The organism is Streptomyces sp. Je 1-4 4N24, assembly GCF_026239515.1.
Classification (GTDB): Bacteria; Actinomycetota; Actinomycetes; order Streptomycetales; family Streptomycetaceae; genus Streptomyces; species Streptomyces nigrescens.
Genome location: NZ_CP110836.1, coordinates 1484792 through 1505240, shown reverse-complemented (window position 1 = coordinate 1505240; position 20449 = coordinate 1484792). Strand labels below are relative to the sequence as shown.

General features: G+C 71.1%; 17 protein-coding genes and 1 tRNA gene. 12 read left to right on the top strand and 6 right to left on the bottom strand.

Annotated elements, in window-relative coordinates; all coding sequences use genetic code 11:
* Positions 1-10: 10 nt before the first annotated feature.
* The 4 genes from SLV14N_RS06300 to SLV14N_RS06285 all read right to left on the bottom strand — a co-directional run bounded on the left by SLV14N_RS06300 (position 11) and on the right by SLV14N_RS06285 (position 7029).
* Positions 11-1909 carry an AAA family ATPase gene (locus SLV14N_RS06300; RefSeq protein ID WP_263268508.1) on the bottom strand — a complete coding sequence of 633 codons (1899 nt, stop codon included), beginning with the start codon at positions 1907-1909 and terminating at the stop codon, positions 11-13.
* The gene (locus tag SLV14N_RS06295; protein ID WP_263268506.1) at positions 1906-3312 is read right to left on the bottom strand and encodes a hypothetical protein; all 1407 of its coding nucleotides are present in this window, start codon (positions 3310-3312) and stop codon (positions 1906-1908) included. The genes SLV14N_RS06300 and SLV14N_RS06295 overlap by 4 nt, the downstream gene beginning before the upstream one ends.
* Before the next feature lie 144 nt (positions 3313-3456).
* Positions 3457-5916 carry a Tex family protein gene (locus SLV14N_RS06290; RefSeq protein WP_263268504.1) on the bottom strand — a complete coding sequence of 820 codons (2460 nt, stop codon included), beginning with the start codon at positions 5914-5916 and terminating at the stop codon, positions 3457-3459.
* A 243-nt stretch (positions 5917-6159) separates the two neighbouring features.
* Positions 6160-7029, bottom strand: coding sequence for a hypothetical protein (locus SLV14N_RS06285; RefSeq protein WP_208680125.1), 870 nt, complete (start codon positions 7027-7029; stop codon positions 6160-6162).
* Between the two features lie 144 nt (positions 7030-7173).
* Here SLV14N_RS06285 and SLV14N_RS06280 point away from each other — a divergent pair, with 144 nt between their 5' ends.
* Positions 7174-8145, top strand: coding sequence for a GlxA family transcriptional regulator (locus SLV14N_RS06280; protein ID WP_263268501.1), 972 nt, complete (start codon positions 7174-7176; stop codon positions 8143-8145).
* A gap of 61 nt (positions 8146-8206) precedes the next feature.
* Positions 8207-8851, top strand: a complete 645-nt coding sequence (locus SLV14N_RS06275) for a DJ-1/PfpI family protein (protein ID WP_263268499.1) — start codon at positions 8207-8209, stop codon at positions 8849-8851.
* 36 nt (positions 8852-8887) lie between these two features.
* Here the strand turns inward: SLV14N_RS06275 and SLV14N_RS06270 are convergent, their stop codons facing one another.
* Complete coding sequence (locus SLV14N_RS06270) at positions 8888-9658, bottom strand: enoyl-CoA hydratase/isomerase family protein (RefSeq protein ID WP_208680122.1); 771 nt, start codon at positions 9656-9658, stop codon at positions 8888-8890.
* Positions 9659-9712: 54 nt separating this feature from the next.
* Here SLV14N_RS06270 and SLV14N_RS06265 point away from each other — a divergent pair, with 54 nt between their 5' ends.
* The 3 genes from SLV14N_RS06265 (at position 9713) to SLV14N_RS06255 (ending at position 12240) form a co-directional block, all read left to right on the top strand.
* The gene (locus tag SLV14N_RS06265) at positions 9713-11356 is read left to right on the top strand and encodes an ABC-F family ATP-binding cassette domain-containing protein (RefSeq protein WP_263268497.1); all 1644 of its coding nucleotides are present in this window, start codon (positions 9713-9715) and stop codon (positions 11354-11356) included.
* Positions 11357-11442: 86 nt separating this feature from the next.
* Positions 11443-11516: transfer RNA gene (locus SLV14N_RS06260), tRNA-Met, on the top strand.
* A gap of 232 nt (positions 11517-11748) precedes the next feature.
* Positions 11749-12240: an ATP-binding protein gene (locus tag SLV14N_RS06255; RefSeq protein WP_208680120.1), complete on the top strand. Its 492-nt coding sequence runs from the start codon at positions 11749-11751 to the stop codon at positions 12238-12240.
* On the opposite strand, the gene idi is transcribed toward SLV14N_RS06255, so the two are convergent.
* On the bottom strand, positions 12215-12826 hold the full coding sequence (gene idi, locus SLV14N_RS06250) for an isopentenyl-diphosphate Delta-isomerase (RefSeq protein ID WP_093645504.1): 612 nt from the start codon (positions 12824-12826) through the stop codon (positions 12215-12217). The two genes, SLV14N_RS06255 and idi, sit on opposite strands and share 26 nt — an antisense overlap.
* 547 nt (positions 12827-13373) lie before the next feature.
* Here idi and SLV14N_RS06245 point away from each other — a divergent pair.
* From SLV14N_RS06245 to SLV14N_RS06215, 7 genes are all read left to right on the top strand, one after another.
* Complete coding sequence (locus tag SLV14N_RS06245) at positions 13374-15188, top strand: CDP-alcohol phosphatidyltransferase family protein (protein WP_263273037.1); 1815 nt, start codon at positions 13374-13376, stop codon at positions 15186-15188.
* On the top strand, positions 15185-15922 hold the full coding sequence (locus SLV14N_RS06240) for a sugar phosphate nucleotidyltransferase (RefSeq protein ID WP_208680119.1): 738 nt from the start codon (positions 15185-15187) through the stop codon (positions 15920-15922). Before SLV14N_RS06245 ends, SLV14N_RS06240 begins: the two co-directional genes overlap by 4 nt.
* Positions 15910-16971 (top strand): iron-containing alcohol dehydrogenase family protein, encoded by a 1062-nt coding sequence (locus SLV14N_RS06235; RefSeq protein ID WP_018090623.1) that lies wholly within the window; start codon positions 15910-15912, stop codon positions 16969-16971. Before SLV14N_RS06240 ends, SLV14N_RS06235 begins: the two co-directional genes overlap by 13 nt.
* Positions 16949-17728: a CDP-alcohol phosphatidyltransferase family protein gene (locus tag SLV14N_RS06230; protein ID WP_051104169.1), complete on the top strand. Its 780-nt coding sequence runs from the start codon at positions 16949-16951 to the stop codon at positions 17726-17728. Before SLV14N_RS06235 ends, SLV14N_RS06230 begins: the two co-directional genes overlap by 23 nt.
* Positions 17729-17742: 14 nt before the next feature.
* Positions 17743-18615, top strand: coding sequence for a glycosyltransferase family 2 protein (locus SLV14N_RS06225; protein ID WP_018090625.1), 873 nt, complete (start codon positions 17743-17745; stop codon positions 18613-18615).
* Between the two features lie 78 nt (positions 18616-18693).
* Positions 18694-19623: an ABC transporter permease gene (locus SLV14N_RS06220; protein WP_263268491.1), complete on the top strand. Its 930-nt coding sequence runs from the start codon at positions 18694-18696 to the stop codon at positions 19621-19623.
* Positions 19616-20419 (top strand): ABC transporter ATP-binding protein, encoded by an 804-nt coding sequence (locus SLV14N_RS06215; protein WP_263268489.1) that lies wholly within the window; start codon positions 19616-19618, stop codon positions 20417-20419. Before SLV14N_RS06220 ends, SLV14N_RS06215 begins: the two co-directional genes overlap by 8 nt.
* Positions 20420-20449: the final 30 nt, after the last annotated feature.

The following is a 20449-nucleotide window of genomic DNA, read 5'->3' as shown; positions in this document are numbered from 1 at the left end:
CTCTACCGACTCAGCCGCGGGGTATCAGTGCGAAGACCTCGATCCAGAACCGCTGGGCCTCGCTCGATGCGCCCACCAGGTAGGTGGACCGCAGCTTCGGCGGGAGCAGGGCGACCAGCCGGGCCACCTCTGCTTGATGCTGCTTCAGCTGGGACAACTCGGCGTTGGCCAGGACCTGGTGGACCAGATCGCTGTCGTTCGAGCCCTCGCTGGACGCGCCTGCCGCCGTCCGCAGCCGCGCCTCCCAGGCGTCGACCTCCTGGGCCAGCTCCCGCAGACCGGTGACGGGGCGGTTGCTGAGCCGGTCGAGGAGGGCGGTCAGCGGCACCGGAGCGTATTCGCCGTCGCCGAGATAGACCGTGCCCATCTCCAGCGGCAGCCCGCGCTGGTGGAGTTTGATCAGCCGCTCGATGGTGCGCTTGGTGATCCAGGCCCGGCCGTCCTCGTCGATGTCGTGCTTCCACCACTCCAGGACCGTCTCGGCGACGGCACCGTACTTCGCGATCAGCCACTCGTTGGCCGGGATGTCGCCCGGTTCGATGGTCAGCGAGGCGGTGAAGCGGGTCGCCTGCGCAATGTTGTTCCGGGCGACCAGGAGCTTGCGGCCCAGGTGGTACGGGGGGTTCTGCACCGCGATCTGCGCCCGCAGATTCTCGATCCGGCGCCCGGCCAGCGACCACTCCTGAGTGATCTCCATCAGCTTGGCGAACGCCGCCTTGTCCTTGGGGCGGTTGTACTCGTCCCAGACGATCGCCTTCGGCTCCGGGCCCAGGAACGACCCGGACAGGAGATTGTCCAGTGAGCCGTCGGTGGTGGGGATCGGTGCGCAGAGGTCCTCGACATTGGTCACCGGCATCGAGAAATACAGCGGCTCGCGCCCGTCGAGGCCCGCACGGACGGTCTCGCGGACCAGCTCCGTCTTGCCGCACCCGGGCGGCCCCTGCAACAGCACCGACCAGCGGTTGCGCAGCGCCGCACGCACCACGGCGCGCACCGGATCGGGGATCGTGGCGGGATTGGCGGCGCCCACCGCCGCCGCGATCCGGTCCAGCACCTCGGTCGTACGGTCCTTGCCCGGCTTGCCGTTGTCCTTCTGCTCGGCCAGCCGCAGCCGCTCGCCATTGACCAGCGGCAGTCCCCAGCGCAGCGGGAAGCCCTCCCGGGCGTTGGCGAGGATGTGGTCGAGGGTGCGCGGGGAGAGCAGCTCACGCAAGGCCGGGGCGAGGGTGGCCCAGAGGGTGAAGACCTCGCGCAGATTCCAGTCGGGGTACTTCGCCGCGAGCTGGTGCCGCCAGGACGTGTCATTGGCGGTGATCCGGATCGTCACCATGCGGTCCAGGACGGCCAGATCGCTGCGCCGGGCCGCCGTTTCCGCCAGCGATTCATTGTCCGTCAGGAAGACGCCGATACAGCCCAGCTCCCGCAGGTCGTACTCGCCCAGCGTCCAGTTGCAGGCGATCTGCATCAGCTGCGACTGGATCGTCGCACCCGCCTGCAGTGAGTCGTCGATCAGCAGCACGAACGGCTTGCCGGGCCGCAGCTGGCTCATCACCAGCTGCCGCAGCACCAGTTCGCCGGTTCCGGCGTCGCGCACCGGCGCGTTGGCGAGCAGATCGTCCGGGGTGAGATTGGCGGCCGGCACGAAGACCAGCTCGGCATCGGGGTACGCCTTGGGCAGATGGGAGAAGAAGGTGGCCGTCTTGCCGACGCCGTGCTCGCCGAAGATCTGGCCGGTCTGACCCATGTCGATCATCGCGTCGATGAAGGACTCCAGCCGGGACACACCCGTCCAGCCCTCCGGGGGCTCGGGGTAGGTGGCGCTGGGCCGCCATCCCGCGGGGCGGGGCGGCGGGGTCTGCGCGCTCGCCGCGGTCACCATGGGCGCCGGGGTCGGCGTGGTCGTGCTCATCGGTCTCCTGTCGTCACACGGTGGCAGGCCATCGGCGGGGTGTGGTGGTCGGGCCAGTCGTCGCCGCCCGCCGTGATCAGCCAGATCCATTTGTCCGGCTCGGCGGGGGTGAGGTGCGGGGCATGGCCGTCGGTGAGCATCACCACGGCGTCAGGTATCTCCTCGAAGTGGCGGCCGTCGACCGTCGTGCGGCCCTCGACGTAGTCGGCCACCGCCTGGAAGCTTGTGCCCCCGCCGCCGTACACCTGCTCGCCGGGGCGGAACGGCATCACCACGCCGTCGAACGACAGCCAGTGGGCGGCCACCCCGTCGATCGCGCCCACCAGCTCCGTCAGCCAGCTGACCACCGAGTCGGGCATCGACCCCGAGGTGTCATACGCGATCACGAGGTTCTTCTCCCGCACCGGGCCGCGCCGTGACAGCATCGGATCGTGGCCCAGCGCGGCCAGCAGTGCACCGCGCTTCTTCGGATAGACCAGCCGCTCGCCCTCCCGCAGCTTGGACGCGAGGACATCGACCAGCCAGCGCTGCCACCAGTCGACCTTCCCCGTCCGCGGGGTCGCGCCGCGCAGTGCCCCCGCGCCCAGCCGCCCCCACACCCGGCTCGCATGCTCCGAGGTGCCGTCCGTACGGTCCATCAGATCGAGCAGCTCCCGCTCCGCGCCCGGGTGTCCGCGCCGCGCCGCCAGCAGGGAGTTGACCAGAGCGGAGGACACCGTCTCGTCGAGGGTCTGCTGATCGCCGTCCGCCGTCTCCGGGTCCGTCAGATGCACACAGGGCACCGCGGGGACGGGAGGCTGCCGCATGCGCTTGAGCTCGGAGAACACGGTCATGTCGGTCTCGACGAAGGCGTCGTAGCCGAACGGTTCGAGCCCCTGGGCCGTCAGATCGGCCGCATAGTCCCGATGGACCTCGCGCGGGTCGACACCCGTGGGCCGGCCGTCGAGCTGTGGCAGCTCCTTGCGGCCGAGCCGGACCAGCGCGACATGGTTGATGGCGACCTCGGCGGCGAGGGTGAAGACCGGGTCCGCGCGCAGCTCGGGGTCGGCGAACAGATGGCGGTGCACCAGATGCCGCGCCTCGTGGAAGAGGACGAACTTCACGCCCTCCAGGCCCAATTGGACGAAGAAGTCGGGGTTGTAGAGCAGCGGACAGCTGCCGTCCCCGGAGGCCACCACGGCCGCGGTCGGCACGGCCGTCGTCGGGATCTGGTGGTGGCACTTCGCATAGATCCAGGACGCCACCACGGAGTCCGTCAGCCCGAAATCAAGCAGCGCGGCTTCCTTCAGCCGCCGTGCCTCCGCGACCACTTCCGGCTCCGCCGGCCGCCAGCGCTCCAGCGCCCGCCGGTCGGTCAGGTCGACCACCGGCCGGTGCCCTGCCGTTGTCCTGTCGTACGCCACGTCCCGCCCCCGTTCTCCGCTGCCTCCTTTCGTATCAGGAGGCACTGACAACGGATCATGGCGGGAGGCGAACGAGGTGCGTGACGGCCGTGATCCGGCGGCAGCGGGACCGCTCCCGCTGCCGCCGGATCGCCGGCAACTGCCTCAGCGTCCGCCGCGGTCCTTGCCCAGGAGTCCGGCCCGCCGCAGGGCATCCGCCATCGCGTCGTTGGCCGGTCCGGCGTCGCGGCCGCCCCGGCGGTCCCCGCCGCGCGGGGCGCCGCCGCCCTGCCGCTGCCGCGGCGCGCCGCCCCGGCCGCCCTCGCGCGCTCCGCCGCCGTTGCCGCCGCGGCGCTCACCGCCGCCCCGGCGCTCGCCGCCACCGCGCCGCTCACCGCCGCCTGCCGACGCGCCCTTGCCGTGCTCGTCGTCCAACCGCAGCGTCAGCGAGATCCGCTTCCGCGGAATGTCGACATCGAGCACCTTGACCCGCACGATGTCGCCCGGCTTCACCACATCCCGGGGGTCCTTGACGAAGCTCTTCGACATCGCCGAGACATGGACCAGACCGTCCTGATGGACGCCCACATCCACGAACGCCCCGAAGGCGGCGACATTGGTCACCACGCCTTCCAGGAGCATCCCCGGCTGCAGATCGCCGATCTTCTCCACGCCCTCCTTGAAGGTCGCGGTCTTGAAGACCGGGCGCGGGTCGCGGCCCGGCTTCTCCAGCTCCTGCAGGATGTCGCTCACCGTCGGCAGACCGAAGGAGTCATCGACGAATTCCGCGGCCTTCAGGGACCGCAGCACCGTCGCGTTGCCGATCAGCGAACCGACCTCGGTGCCCGCCGACTTCACCATCCGGCGCACCACCGGGTACGCCTCGGGGTGCACGCTGGAGGCGTCCAGCGGGTCGTCGCCGCCCCGGATGCGCAGGAAGCCCGCGCACTGCTCGTACGCCTTCGGGCCGAGCCGCGCCACGTCCTTGAGGGCCTTGCGGGAGCGGAACGGGCCGTTGCTGTCCCGGTGCGCCACGATGTTCTCGGCGAGGCCGGAGCCGATGCCGGAGACCCGCGAAAGCAGCGGCGCCGACGCGGTGTTGACGTCCACCCCGACACCGTTCACACAGTCCTCGACCACCGCGTCCAGCGAACGCGACAGCTTCACCTCGGACAGATCGTGCTGGTACTGGCCCACGCCGATCGACTTCGGGTCGATCTTGACCAGCTCGGCCAGCGGGTCCTGCAGCCGGCGGGCGATGGACACCGCGCCGCGCAGCGACACATCCATCTCGGGCAGCTCCTGCGAGGCGAACGCGGAGGCGGAGTACACCGAGGCACCGGCCTCGGACACCATCACCTTCGTCAGCTTCAGCTCCGGCTGGGCGGCGATCAGATCGGCCGCCAGCTTGTCGGTCTCGCGGGACGCGGTGCCGTTGCCGATCGCGATCAGCTCGACGTCGTGCTCGCGGGCCAGCTTCGCCAGCGAGGCCAGCGAGGCGTCCCACTTCTGCTGCGGTACATGGGGGTAGATGGTCTCCGTGGCGGCCACCTTGCCGGTCGCCTCCACGACGGCGACCTTCACGCCCGTACGGAAACCGGGGTCCAGGCCCATCGTGGCGCGCGTACCGGCGGGCGCCGCCAGCAGCAGATCGCGCAGATTCGACGCGAAGACCCGTACCGCCTCGTCCTCGGCGGCCTGCCGCAGCCGCAGCCGCAGATCGATCCCGAGGTGAACCTGGACGCGGGTGCGCCAGGCCCAGCGGACGGTGTCCTGCAGCCACTTGTCGGCAGGGCGGCCCCGGTCGGCGATGCCGAAGCGGTGCGCGATGGACTGCTCGTAGGAGCTCGGCCCCTCGGTGGCCGCCGACGGGTCCTCCGGCTCCAGGGTGAGATCGAGGATCTCCTCCTTCTCGCCGCGGAACATCGCCAGCACCCGGTGCGAGGGCAGTTCGGTGAACGGCTCGGCGAAGTCGAAGTAGTCGGCGAACTTCGCGCCGTCCTCCTCCTTGCCCTCGCGCACCTTCGCCGCCACCCGCCCGCGCGACCACATCCGTTCGCGCAGCTCACCGATCAGATCCGCGTCCTCGCCGAACCGCTCGGTCAGGATGGCCCGCGCGCCCTCCAGGGCGGCGGCCGGATCGGCGACGCCCTTGCCGTCGTCCACGAACGCCGCGGCCGCCGCGGCCGGTTCCACCGACGGATCGCTCAGCAGCCCGTCGGCGAGCGGCTCCAGGCCCGCCTCCCGCGCGATCTGTGCCTTGGTGCGCCGCTTGGGCTTGAACGGGAGGTAGATGTCCTCCAGCCGCGCCTTGGATTCGGCGCCGCGGATCTGCGCCTCCAAGGCGGCGTCCAGCTTGCCCTGGGACCGTACGGACTCCAGGATCGCGGTCCGCCGCTCCTCCAGCTCCCGCAGATAGCGCAGCCGTTCCTCGAGCGAGCGCAGCTGCGCATCGTCGAGCATCTCGGTGGCTTCCTTGCGGTAGCGCGCGATGAACGGGACGGTCGAGCCACCGTCGAGCAGTTCGACCGCGGCCTTCACCTGCCGCTCCTTGACGCCGAGCTCCCCGGCGATCCTCGCTTCGATGGACCCGAGGGCCCCGATGGGCTCAGTGGATGCCGTCACGTTGATCCAGACCCGCCTTCCAGCGCTTGCTTGAGCCTGCATTGTGCCGGGTGGCGGGCCGGGCTGTCGCGCCGCCCAGCCGCCGGGGTGTCCTGAAGTGCCCTCGTGCGCCCGGAAGCCGGGAGGAGCGCGGCGGACACCCCTGGCGCCGGGGCGCGCGACGGCCTGCGCACACCCCGGCGCCCCGCAGGCATCACTCCCCGGGGGAGCCTTGCGCACCGGAACGTGTCACCACGCGCCGGATCACTTGCCGAACAGCGCCGCGGGGAACGCCCCGGCGTTCATGGCGGCGGTGGTGAAGCCGGTCGCCAGCTCGGTGAGCCGGGCCACGCCCTCGGCGCCCAGGTGCTCGTACGGGGCCCGGTCCAGCCGGTCGGTCTTCCGCTCCAGCTCCTTGCGCAGCAGGATTCCGGCCTCGGTCAGCTCGCCCCCGTCGTTCAGGAGCCCGCGCGAGCGCAGCCGCTCCTGCGCGTCCTGCCAGTCCTCCTCCGACCAGCCACGGGTCGCCAGGACGCCCTTGTGGCTCATGCCCCGGCCGCTGGCGGTGTGGGTGACCAGCGCCTCCAGCCCGTCCAGTTCGGCGTCCAGCAGCGCTATCAGATGGCCGTCGCCACGGTGTTCGCGCAGCAGCGTCGCGGCGTGCCAGTAGGCCAGGTGCGGGGCCTCCGGCACCGGCAGATCGGCGTGCGCGGCATACAGGGGCCGGGCCCGGCGGGTGCAGGCCTCGGCGGCGCGCAGCGCCAGCTTCGCCGCCTCCGCCATCTCGGGCGAGGCGACGGCCTCGGGGCCGAGGAGCCGGCGCAGCGTGGCGTCCGTGGCGCGCAGCCGGGCGTCCAGCACGTCCTGCGGCGTGGTGACCGTCCAGATGTGCGGGACGTGCTGGGCGATGAGCTCGTGCTTGAAGTTGTAGAAGGTGGCCGTGATGGTGCCGGGGCCCACGGCGCCCATGGCCGCGCCGCGGCAGGCGAAGTAGCCGGCGCTGCGGTTGTCGAGGCCGAGCTTCGCCATCTCCTCGGACAGCTCCGGCGCGAAGTAGTGCGTGGAGTGGAAGGGGTTGACGACGTTGTGGCAGGTGCGGCCGGCCTTCTCGGGCAGTGCACTGGAAGAGGTCATGAGGGCAGGGTACCGACCCGTCGGTATGGGGTGTTTCCAGGGGCCCCGGACATCGGCGGTCCCGGACGCCGGCACGTTCCGATGGCAGGAAAGGTGGGTTTTCCGTCATTGCCGCCATCGCCGCCGCTGGCCAGGATGGACGGCATGGAACAGCGCGATGTGCTCGTCGTTCTCTTCGACGGTGTGCAGGCCCTTGACGTCTGCGGACCGGTCGATGTCTTCAACGGTGCGGCCCAGGCGATGCCGGGCGCCTACCGGATCCGCACCGCCAGTCTTGACGGCGCCCCGGTCCGCACGACCAGCGGGCTGACGCTCGTTCCCGACCTCGCACTCACCGCCGCAGCGACGCCGCACACCCTGCTGGTCCCCGGCGGCCAGGGCACCCGTATCCCCGACCCCCGGCTGATCGACTGGCTGCGCGACCACGCCCCCCGCGCCCGCCGGAAGGTCTCGGTGTGCAGCGGAGCGCTGCTGCTGGCCGAGGCCGGGCTGCTGGACGGACGCCGGGCGACCACCCACTGGATGCTCTGCGGCACCCTCGCCGAGCGCTTCCCCGAGGTCCGGGTCGAACCCGAACCGATCTATGTACGGGACGGCGACCTGGCCACCTCCGCGGGCGTGACCGCCGGTATCGACCTGGCGCTGGCCCTGGTGGAGGAGGACCTCGGCCGGGATCTCGCGCTGACCATCGCCCGGCACCTGGTCGTCTTTCTGCGGCGGCCGGGCAACCAGACCCAGTTCAGTGCCCAGCTCGCCGCCCAGACGGCACAGCGCCGGCCGCTGCGCGACGTCCAGCAGTGGATCACCGAGCACCCGGAGGCGGACCTCTCCGTCGACGCCCTCGCGGAGCGCGCGAGGCTCTCCCCGCGGCACTTCGCCCGGGCGTTCCGCGAGGAGACCGGCATGACACCGGGTCGCTATGTCGACCGGGTCCGGCTGGAGGCCGCCCGCCGGTGCCTGGAGGACACCGCCGACGGCATCGAGCAGGTGGCGCGCCGCTGCGGCTACGGCACCCCCGAGGCGATGCGCCGCGCCTTCCTCCGCGTCCTGGGCGGCTCCCCGGCCGAATACCGCCGCCGCTTCCAGCCCGCCGGACCACCCGTACCCACAGCCTGAACCGCGCCGGCCGCCACGTACCCACGGCGCCGGCACCACCCACCGACGACAGGAACCGGACATGCAGCTCGCGATCCTTCTCTACGACCGCTTCACCACGCTGGACGCCATCGGCCCCTACGAAACCCTCAGCCGGCTGCCGGGAGCGGAGGCGGTGTTCGTCGGCGAGCGCACCGGCCCGTACCGCAGCGACCTCGGGTCGCTCGGGCTGGTCGCCGACGCCACGCTCGCCGAGGTCACCGAGCCGGACATCCTCGTCGTACCGGGCGGCCCGGGGCAGCTCGCGCACATGACGGACGGCCCGCTGCAGGAGTGGATCCGCGCCGTGGACGCCCACACCACCTGGACCACCTCGGTGTGCACCGGCTCGCTGATCCTGGGCGCCGCCGGTCTGCTCGAGGGGCGCCGGGCGACCTCCCACTGGCTGGCCCTGGACCAGCTGCCCGGCCTCGGCGCCGAGCCGACCGGCGAGCGGGTCGTCTTCGACGGCAAGTACGTCACGGCGGCCGGCGTCTCGGCCGGTATCGACATGGGGCTGACGCTGGCCGGACGGATCGCCGGGGACACCGCGGCGCAGACGATCCAGCTCGGCATCGAGTACGACCCCCTGCCGCCCTACGACGCGGGCTCCCCGGACAAGGCCCCGGCCGAGGTCGTCGCGGCGCTGCGGGGGCTCAGCCGGTTCGTGCTGACGGGCGAGGAGTAGGGGCGGACCGGCCGCCGCCACCCCTGGCCCGCGGCCTCAGCCCGTGGGCCAGGTGAAGCGCGGCGCCCTGCGCTCCAGGAAGGCGGCGGCACCCTCCGCGGTGTCGCCGCTCGCGCGCGCCTGCGCGGCCCAGTACGCGCCGCGCTCCTCGGCCTCGGCAGGCGGAACGTCCCAGGTCCCGTTGGCCAGCTCCTTCGCCGCGGTCTGGGTCAGCAGCGACCGGCTCGCGAGAACGGCGGAGAACTCCGCCACCCGCTTGCCCAGCTCCCCCTCGGCCAGCACCTCGTCCACCAGGCCCGTCCGCAGAGCCCGCGCACAGTCGATCAACTCCCCGGAGAACAGCAGGTACTTGGCGGCGGAGAGCCCGACCAGCCGGACCAGCCGCCGGGTGGCGGACGCCGGATAGGCCACCGCGAGCTTGGCCGGTGTCACCCCGAACATCGCGCCCTCCTCCGCGAACCGCAGATCACAGGCGGCCGCCAACTGGGCGCCGCCCCCCACGCAGTAGCCGCGTATCGCCGCCAGCGTCGGCCCGGGGAACGCCGCCAGCGCCTCCTCGGCCGCCACCGCCAGGCCCTGCGACTCGGCGGCCCCCTCGCGCAGCGCCCCGATGTCGGCGCCCGCGCAGAAGGTCCCGCCCTCGCCGGTCAGCACCAGCGACCGGACGGCGCGATCGCCCGCCAGCCGCTCCAGCAGCGGCGGCAGATCCCGCCACATCCGCACCGTCATCGCATTCCGCTTGCCGGTATTGCTGATGGTGACGGTCGCTGTGCCGTCGCTGACATGTGTCTTCAGACCGGGTTCCATGCCCCGGATATTAGAGCGACCGCCGGGGCCCGGCCGGATACGATCGGCGGTCTGATGTCAGCAACTCTCGTCGCCAAAGACCTCGCCGCCGGCCACGGCGAGCGCGTCCTGTTCTCCGGCCTCGATCTGGTCGTCGCCCCCGGGGATGTGATCGGCCTCGTCGGCGCCAACGGGGCGGGCAAGTCCACGCTGCTGCGCCTGCTGGCCGGCCTGGACACCCCGGAGGAGGGCTCGCTCGCCCTCAGCCCGCCCACCGCCACCGTCGGCCATCTCCCCCAGGAGCCCGACCGCCGTCCCGGAGAGACCGTACGCGCCTTCCTCGCCCGTCGCACCGGCGTCACCGACGCCCAGCTCGCCCTGGACACCGCCACCCAGGCGCTGGTCGAGGAGCGGCCCGGCGCGGACGACGCCTACGCCACCGCGCTGGAGCGCTGGCTGTCACTGGGCGCCGCCGACCTCGACGAACGCGCCGAGGAGACCGCCGCCCAGCTCGGCCTGACCATCGGCCTCGACCAGCCGATGACCACGCTCTCCGGCGGCCAGGCCGCCCGCGCCTCGCTCGCCTCCCTGCTGCTGTCCCGGTACGACATCTTCCTGCTGGACGAGCCGACCAACGACCTCGACCTGGACGGCCTCGGCCGGCTGGAATCCTTCGTCACCGGGCTGCGCGCCGGCACCGTCCTGGTCAGCCACGACCGTGAGTTCCTGACCCGCACGGTTACCCGCGTCGTCGAACTCGACCTGGCCCAGCAGCAGGTCAACACCTACGGCGGCGGCTACACCTCCTACCTGGAGGAGCGTGAGCGGGCCCGGCGCCATGCGCGGGAGCAGTACGAGGAGTACGCCGACACCAAGGCCGCTCTGGAGACCCGCGCGCACACCCAGCGCAACTGGATGGAGAAGGGCGTCAAGAACGCCCGCCGCAAGGCCCCGGACAACGACAAGATCGGCCGCAAGGCCCGGGTGGAGTCCACCGAGAAGCAGGCCGCCAAGGCCAAGCAGACCCAGCGCCTGATCGAGCGTCTCGATGTCGTCGAGGAGCCGCGCAAGGAGTGGGAGCTGCGGATGGAGATCGCCGCCGCGCCCCGGGCCGGCGCGGTCGTGGCCACCCTGCGCGGTGCCGGGGTCCGGCGCGGCGACTTCCGCTTCGGCCCGGTGGACCTGCAGATCGACTGGGCGGACCGGGTCGCCATCACGGGCCCCAACGGCTCCGGCAAGTCCACTCTGCTCGCCGCCCTCCTCGGCCGGCTCCCGCTGGACGCCGGCCAGGCGGCGCTCGGCCCCGGGGTGGTGGTCGGCGAGGTCGACCAGGCACGCGGGCTGTTCTTCGGCGACGATCCGCTGATGGACGCCTTCCGGGCCTCCGTACCGGATCTGTCGCCCGCCGATGTGCGCACCCTGCTCGCGAAGTTCGGGCTGAAGGCGGCGCATGTGCTGCGCCCGGCGCGCACGCTTTCGCCGGGGGAGCGGACCCGGGCCGCGCTGGCCCTCCTCCAGGGCCGTGGGGTCAACCTCCTCGTCCTGGACGAGCCGACCAACCATCTCGATCTGCCCGCCATCGAACAGCTGGAGTCCGCGCTCGCCTCTTATCCGGGAACTCTGCTGCTGGTCACACACGACCGCCGGATGCTCGACGCGGTGCACACCACCCGCCGTATCGAGGTCGACGGCGGACGGATCGCCGACCGGGCGGTGTGAGGACACCGGGACCGGCGGCCCGCGCCACCCGTGGCGATTATCGATTTGGCCCTGGGGCCGCCGACCCGTACTGTGGTGTTCACCGACGCGGGGTGGAGCAGCTCGGTAGCTCGCTGGGCTCATAACCCAGAGGTCGCAGGTTCAAATCCTGTCCCCGCTACTGAAGACAGAACGGCAGGTCCGGTGCTCAGGCATCGGGCCTGCTTTCTGCGTGGCCCGCGGACCGTACGGCGGTCCCTGCGCGGCAGTCCGCGAACGCGGCACAAAGGGAACAGGTCCGGTCTCCGGGCCGCGCCAACCACTCGGAATCGGCCATAAGACGTCGATAGGTGCTGACTTATGTTCAGCGGGCCGGTCCGGACCAATGCATTCCCAACACTCTTCCTGTGAGGATGCCTTCCGGACCCCCTGCAGAACCCCCCGAAGAGCTGACCTCCCCGCTCGCGTACGAAGGTGTCTGGCGGTTCACCGCCCCGGCACTGGAGGCCTCGGTGCCGCAGGCACGGCACGCGGTCCGGGATCTGCTCGCCGAACAGTGTGTGCCCGTCGCCGCCGCGATCATGGACGGCCTGCTGCTCATCGTCTCCGAACTCGTCACCAACGCCGTCCGGCACGCCGCCCTGCTCTCGCCCCAGATCGCCGTACAGGTCACCCTCGGGGCGAACTGGCTACGGGTCGCGGTCGAGGACGACCACCCCTACCGCCCCAAGGCACTGGAGGCGGACCAGGGTGATCTCGGCGGCCGCGGACTGTGGCTGGTCAAGACGCTCACCGCGGAGGTGGGCGGCAAATGCGGGGTCGAGCACACGAGGAACGGCGGCAAGGCCATCTGGGCCGAGCTGCCGCTCACCCCGCCGGTTACCAGCCCGCCGCTCCTCCTGTGAGCTCGCGCACCGCCGGCCGCGCCGCATCCAGCACGGTCATGAACCATGCGGAGAACGGTGCCTCGGCATGCCGCTCGGCCAGCTCCTCCGGCGTCACGAAGGCGGTCTCGCCGATCTCCTCGGGGTCGGGCGCCGGCTCGGCCCGCACCAGCCCGACGAACAGGTGGTTGTACTCCTGCTCCACGAGGCCGGACGCCGGGTCGGGGTGGTTGTAGCGGACCGTACCGGCCTCGGCCAGCAGCGAGGGCGCCAGGCCCAGCTCCTCCGCGGTCCGGCGGGCGGCGGCCGCGAACGGCGCCTCGCCGGGGTACGGATGTCCGCAGCAGGTGTTGGACCACACACCGGGGGAGTGGTACTTCCCCAACGCCCGGCGCTGCAGCAGCAGCCGGCCCTTCTCGTCGAAGAGGAAGACCGAGAAGGCCCGGTGCAGCTGCCCGGGGGGCTGGTGGGCCGCGAGCTTCTCCGCGGTGCCGATCGTCGTACCGTCCTCGTCGACCAGCTCCAGCATGATCGGTTCGGCGGTGCCGTCCGGTGTGCTCACCGCCGGGTCCCCGGCGGTCTGTCCGTTGGCAGGTGTGATCGGCATGCCCATCCTTGTCGTCGGTCTTCGACGCCAAGTCTGCCCTAGCCGGGTCCGCATCACCGGCACAGTGGGTGCGCGGCGCCACATGCCAGCGCGCCGGTCAGCGAGCGCGCCCGCCGTGAGATGGTCCACACCCGCCGTCGCGCGCTCCGTCCCCGACGCGGCGGGTGCCGCGCGGCGCGGTGCCGGAACCCGTGGCCGGCGACCGCCCCCGGACCTGGGATGGCTCTCACCACACCGTCCCCGGCACAACCCGCCCGCCCCGTGACCAGCCCTCTCATAACCGGCACCGGATCGGGTCCTGGGCTCCCCGGCCAGTTGTTCATGCGCCGTCCGATCCACCATGATGATCGCGGCAGGCGCAGCCGTCGGTCACTCGATCGTGCGGTGAATGCGCGGTGAACGGCCGCATCCGGCGATCCGATAGCCTCTGCCGACGTGCCACCCGGCCCTCCCAGGGGCGAGGTGTGCCACGCCCGCTGCCCGGGTAGTTCGTATCGAATGCGGACCGACCGGCGCTGCCTTGTCAGCATCCAAGGAGTGAGTTCGTCTGTCGACCGCCATCCTCACCGGTCCGCCGGTCGCCGGGTCGCCGCTCGAAGCCGACCTGCGCACGCTGGGTTTTGACGTCCGCACGGCGAACGATCCCGCGGTCGCCGCCGAGCTGATCAACGCGGTGCCCGCCCAGGAGCGGGTCGCCGTCGTCGACCCCCGCTTCGTCGGCCATCTGCACGCCCTGCGGCTGGCGCTGACCGACCCCCGCTTCCCGGCCGCGGCGGTGCCCGGCGCGCTCACCGTGCAGCCCGCGGCCCGCGCCGCGCTGGCCCGCGCGGTCGGCAGGATCCCGGTCGGCGCCGGCACCGCTCACCTCACGGACGTCCTCACCGACACCCTCACCGAGTCCCTGGACCGCGACGAGGCCGGTCTGCACCGCGTCGAGCTGGGCAGCCTGGTCGCCACCGTCGCGCTCACCCCGGCGCAGCGCGAGGACGCACGGGAGGCCGTCGCCGCCGTCGACGACGAGGCCGTACGGCTGCGCACCGCCGTGAAGTCCCGCGACGGGTTCTTCACGACGTACGGCATCAGCCCGTACTCCCGCTACCTCGCCCGCTGGTGCGCGCGGCGCGGGCTCACCCCCAACCAGGTCACCACCGCGTCGCTGCTCACCGCGCTGATCGCGGCCGGCTGCGCGGCCACCGGAACCCGTGGCGGCTTCGTCGCCGCCGGCTTCCTGCTGCTGTTCTCCTTCGTCCTGGACTGCACCGACGGGCAGCTCGCCCGCTACTCCCTGCAGTACTCGACGATGGGCGCCTGGCTCGACGCCACCTTCGACCGGGCCAAGGAGTACGCGTACTACGCGGGCCTCGCCCTGGGCGCGGCCCGCGGCGGGGACGACGTCTGGGCGCTGGCGCTCGGCGCAATGGTCCTGATGACCTGCCGCCATGTCGTCGACTTCTCCTTCAACGAGGCGAACCACGACGCCACCGCCAACACCAGCCCCACCGCCGCCCTCTCCGGCAAGCTCGACAGCGTCGGCTGGACGGTCTGGGTGCGCCGGATGATCGTGCTGCCGATCGGCGAACGCTGGGCCATGATCGCGGTGCTCACCGCGCTGACCACCCCGCGCATCGTCTTCTACGCCCTGCTCATCGGCTGTGCGCTGGCCGCCTGCTACACCACGGCAGGCCGGGTGCTGCGTTCGCTATCGCCGGGGGGACCCCCAGCCCGGCGCACCGACCGCGCCGCCCAGGCGCTGGCCGACCTCGCCGACTCCGGGCCGCTCGCCGAGCTGATCGCCCGCAGCGCCCGGGGCCGCGGCCGGACCGGGTCCTTCCTGGCACCCGTCATGGCATTTCTCTCAGCCGCCGTGCTGCTGGTCTGGGTGCTCGCCGAGGACGACCCCACGTCCTGGCTCACCGTCGGCGTCGCCGTCTGCTCCGCGCTGCTGGCCGGAGCGGCCGTCGCCCGGCCGCTCAAGGGCGCCCTCGACTGGCTGGTTCCGCCCTTCTTCCGGGCCGGTGAGTACGTCACCATCCTGGTGCTGGCCGCCCGCGTGGACGTCCCCGGAGCGCTGCCCGCGGCGTTCGGGCTGGTCGCGGCGGTCGCCTACCATCACTACGACACGGTCTACCGCATCCGTGGTGGCACCGGAGCACCGCCGCGGTGGCTGGTCCGGGCGACCGGCGGACATGAGGGACGGATCCTTGTGATCACCGTCCTCGCCGCCGCGCTGTCCCCCTCAGGTTTCACAATCGCGCTGACGGCCCTTGCTGTGGCCCTGGCGCTGCTGGTGCTCATCGAGAGCATCCGCTTCTGGGTGTCCTCCCAAGCACCCGCCGTACACGATGAAGGAGAACCCGCATGATCGGCCTCGTGCTGGCTGCCGGCGCCGGACGGCGTCTGCGCCCCTACACCGACACCCTGCCCAAGGCTCTGGTGCCGGTCGACGGGGACACGACCATCCTCGACCTGACCCTCGGTAACTTCGCCGAGATCGGCCTGACCGAGGTCGCGATCATCGTCGGCTACCGCAAGGAAGCCGTCTACGAGCGCAAGGACGCCCTGGAGCAGAAGTACGGCCTCAAGCTCACCCTCATCGACAACGACAAGGCCGAGGAGTGGAACAACGCCTACTCCCTGTGGTGCGGCCGTGACGCCATCAAGCACGATGTGATCCTCGCCAACGGCGACACCGTGCACCCGGTCTCCGTCGAGAAGACCCTGCTCGCCGCCCGCGGCAACGGTCAGAAGATCATCCTCGCGCTGGACACCGTCAAGCAGCTCGCCGACGAGGAGATGAAGGTCATCGTGGACCCCGCCAAGGGCGTCCAGAAGATCACCAAGCTGATGGACCCGGCCGAGGCGACCGGTGAGTACATCGGCGTCACCCTCATCGAGGGTTCGGCGGCCGAGGAGCTGGCCGACGCCCTGAAGACCACCTTCGAGCGGGACCCCGACCTCTACTACGAGGACGGCTACCAGGAGCTCGTCAACCGCGGCTTCAAGGTGGACGTGGCCCCGATCGGCGACGTCAAGTGGGTCGAGATCGACAACCACGACGACCTGGCGAAGGGCCGTGACATCGCATGCCAGTACTGACCCGCCTCATCCCGTCCCCGGTCGTCGTTGACATCAACGCCGGCGCCCTGGACGACCTGGCGGGCCTGCTGGCCGATCAGCGCATCTCCGCGTCCGGCAAGCTCGCCATCGCGATCAGCGGCGGCTCGGGGGCGCGGCTGCGCGAGCGGCTGGCCCCCGCGCTGCCCGGCGCCGAGTGGTACGAGGTCGGCGGCGGCACCCTGGACGATGCGATCAAGCTTGCCGACGCCATGAAGAAGGGGCACTACGACGCGGTCGTGGGCCTGGGCGGCGGCAAGATCATCGATTGTGCCAAGTTCGCCGCAGCGCGGATCGGCCTGCCGCTGGTCGCCGTCGCGACGAACCTGTCGCACGACGGCCTGTGCTCGCCGGTCGCCACTCTGGACAACGACGCGGGCCGCGGCTCCTACGGTGTGCCGAACCCGATCGCCGTGGTGATCGACCTCGACATCATCCGCGAGGCCCCGGTCCGGTTCGTCCGCTCCGGCATCGGCGACGCGATCTCCAACATCTCCGCGGTCGCGGACTGGGAGCTCGCCCACCGGGAGACCGGAGAGACGATCGACGGACTGGCCGCCGCCATGGCACGCCAGGCCGGCGAGGCCGTGCTCCGGCACCCGGGCGGCGTCGGCGACGACTCCTTCCTCCAGGTGCTCGCCGAGGGTCTGGTCCTCACCGGCATCTCGATGTCGGTGGCCGGCGACAGCCGCCCGGCGTCCGGCGCCTGCCACGAGATCAACCATGCGCTCGACATCCTCTTCCCCAAGCGCGCGGCGAGCCACGGCGAGCAGTGCGGCCTCGGCGCCGCCTTCGCCACGCATCTGCGCGGGGACAAGGAGACCCGGGACCTGATGGTCGAGGTGCTGCGCCGGCACGGTCTGCCGGTCACGCCGGGCGAGATCGGCTTCACCGACGAGGAGTTCGTCCAGGCCGTCGAGTACGCACCCAAGACCCGCCCGGGGCGCTACACCATCCTGGAGCACCTCGACCTGTCCACCGACCAGATCAGGGACGCTTACGCCGACTATGCACAAGCCGTCAGTAGCTGAACTCCGCCCGGTCGTGCACCCCGAGGGTGTCAAGGACCGGCGCAGCGGTGAGCACTGGGGCGGTCGCCTCTACATGCGCGAGATCTCCTTGCGCATCGACCGGCACCTGGTGAACACGAAGGTCACGCCCAACCAGCTGACCTACCTGATGACCGTCTTCGGCGTCCTCGCCGCCCCGGCGCTGCTGGTGCCGGGGATCGCGGGCGCCGTGCTCGGCGTGCTGATGGTCCAGCTGTACCTGCTGCTCGACTGTGTCGACGGCGAGGTCGCCCGCTGGAAGAAGCAGTTCTCGCTCGGCGGCGTGTACCTGGACCGGGTCGGCGCCTACCTGTGCGACGCCGCGGTCCTGGTCGGCTTCGGCCTGCGCGCCGCCGACCTGTGGGGCTCCGGCCGGATCGACTGGCTGTGGGCCTTCCTCGGCACCCTCGCCGCCCTCGGCGCCATCCTGATCAAGGCCGAGACCGACCTCGTCGGCGTGGCCCGGCACCAGGGCGGGCTGCCGCCGGTCAAGGAGGCGGCCTCCGAGCCGCGGTCCTCCGGGATGGCGCTGGCCCGTAAGGCGGCCGGGGCGCTGAAGTTCCACCGGCTCATCCTCGGGATCGAGGCGTCCCTGCTGATCCTGGTTCTGGCGGTCCTGGACACGATCCGGGGCGACCTGTTCTTCTCACGTCTCGGCGTCGCCGTGCTCGCCGGCATCGCGCTCGTCCAGACCCTGCTCCACCTCGTGTCCATCCTCGCCTCAAGCAGGCTCAAGTGACGGGGGCGTCCCGAATGCGACTCGGTGCGGTTGTCCTGACCATGGGCAACCGCCCCGAGGAGCTGCGCGCGCTGCTGGACTCGGTCGCCAAGCAGAACGGCGACCCGATCGAGATCGTCGTGGTCGGCAACGGTTCGCCGCTGCCCGAGCTCCCCGACGGCGTACGGACCGTCGAGCTGCCGGAGAACGTCGGCATCCCGGCCGGCCGCAATGTCGGCATCGAGGCCTTCGGGCCCGGCGGCAGTGACGTCGACGGTCTGCTTTTCCTCGACGACGACGGACTCCTGGCCAGGGAGGACACCGCCGAGCTGTGCCGCGAGGCCTTCGCCGCTGACCCCGAGCTGGGCATCATCAGCTTCCGGATCGCGGACCCGGACACCGGCGAGACCCAGCGTCGGCACGTCCCGCGGCTGCGCGCCTCGGACCCGATGCGGTCGTCGCGGGTCACCACGTTCCTCGGTGGTGCGAACGCGGTCCGTACACATGTCTTCGAGGAGGTCGGCGGGCTGCCCGACGACTTCTTCTACGCCCATGAGGAGACCGATCTGGCCTGGCGGGCACTGGATGCGGGCTGGCAGATCGACTACCGGTCGGACATGGTCCTCTTCCACCCGACGACGGCACCGGCCCGGCATGCGGTCTACCACCGGATGGTGGCCCGTAACCGTGTGTGGCTGGCCCGCCGCAACCTGCCCGCCCCGCTGGTTCCGGTCTATCTCGGTGTCTGGCTCCTGCTCACCCTCGCCCGCCGGCCGTCGCGACCGGCACTGCGGGCCTGGCTGGGTGGCTTCAAGGAGGGCTGGGTCACGCCGTGCGGTCCCAGGCGCCCCATGAAGTGGGCTACCGTTTGGCGACTGACCCGACTGGGCCGCCCTCCCGTCATCTGACAAGCTCGTATCTGAGAGCATCAGGCGCGAACCGGGGCGTGGCCCCGGCAGCGCACCTTGAGGACGAAAGTGTCAACTGTGAGCGAGACCACGCACGACAGTGCGGTCGCCATGAGTGCCCCGCCATCTTCCGACGAAGGACTCACTCCTGCTCAGCGGGCCCAGAAGTACGGGCTCTCGCAGAGCGGGGCCCGTCCCGGTCTTCCGGCGTACGTCCGGCAGCTGTGGGACCGGCGGCACTTCATCTCCGCTTTTGCCAGCGCCAAGATGACGGCGCAGTACAGCCAGGCCAAGCTGGGCCAGGTGTGGCAGGTGGCGACGCCACTGCTGAACGCGCTCGTCTACTACTTGATCTTCGGTCTGCTGATCGGTACCCGGAACGGCGTCCCCGACTTCGTCCCGTTCCTGGTGACCGGTGTCTTCATCTTCACCTTCACCCAGAGCTCGGTGATGGCCGGTACGAAGTCGATCTCGGGCAACCTGGGCCTGGTGCGCGCGCTGCACTTCCCGCGAGCCTGCCTGCCGATCTCGTTCTGCCTGATGCAGCTGCAGCAGCTGGTGTTCTCGATGGGTGTGCTGCTGGTCATCCTGCTGGGCTTCGGGCAGCTGCCGACCTGGTCGTGGCTGCTGGTCATCCCGGCGCTGGCGCTGCAGTTCATGTTCAACACCGGTCTGGCGATGGTGATGGCCCGGCTGGGTTCCAAGACCCCGGACCTGGCGCAGCTGATGCCGTTCATCATGCGGACGTGGATGTATGCGTCCGGCGTGATGTTCAGCATCGACCTGATCCTCAAGGACAAGCAGGTCCCCGCGTTCGTGGAGTGGCTGCTCAACGCCAACCCGGCGGCCATCTACATCGACCTGATGCGCTTCGCGCTGATCGACAGCTTCACCGCGAACAAGCTGCCCCCGCATGTGTGGGCGTACGCCGGGGGCTGGGCGCTGCTGATGGGCGTCGTGGGCTTTGTGTATTTCTGGAAGGCTGAGGAGCGGTACGGACGTGGCTGAGCAGAACAACGGCGTCCAGCCGACCGAGGCGGCCGAGGCGCGGATTCCCACCGTGATCGCGGACGATCTGCACATCGTCTACCGGGTGTACGGCACGGGCGCGGGCAAGGGCAGTGCCACCGCGGCGCTCAACCGCATCGTGCGCCGCAGGCCCTCCTCCGGGGTGCGTGAGGTGCATGCGGTCAAGGGGGTCTCCTTCACCGCTTACCGGGGTGAGTCGATCGGGCTGATCGGTTCCAACGGTTCGGGCAAGTCGACGCTGCTCAAGGCGGTTGCCGGGCTGCTGCCCGCGGAGCGCGGCAAGGTCTACACGCACGGTCAGCCCTCGCTGCTGGGTGTCAACGCGGCCCTGATGAACGATCTGACCGGCGAGCGGAACGTGATTCTCGGTGGTCTGGCGATGGGGATGAGCCGCGAGCAGGTCCGTGAGCGTTATGAGGGCATCGTCGACTTCTCCGGTATCAACGAGAAGGGCGACTTCATCTCGCTGCCGATGCGCACCTACTCCTCCGGTATGGCGGCCCGGCTGCGGTTCTCCATCGCCGCGGCCAAGGACCACGATGTGCTGATGATCGACGAGGCGCTGGCCACCGGCGACCGCAGCTTCCAGAAGCGCTCCGAGGCCCGCATCCGCGAGCTGCGCAAGGAAGCCGGCACGGTCTTCCTCGTCAGCCACAACAACAAGTCGATCCGCGACACCTGCGACCGGGTCCTGTGGCTGGAGCGCGGTGAGCTGCTGATGGACGGCCCGACGGACGAAGTCATCAAGGCGTACGAAAAGGAGACGGGCAAGTAGTCCGCTCCGCGCTCGAAGGCCTCCACGAGT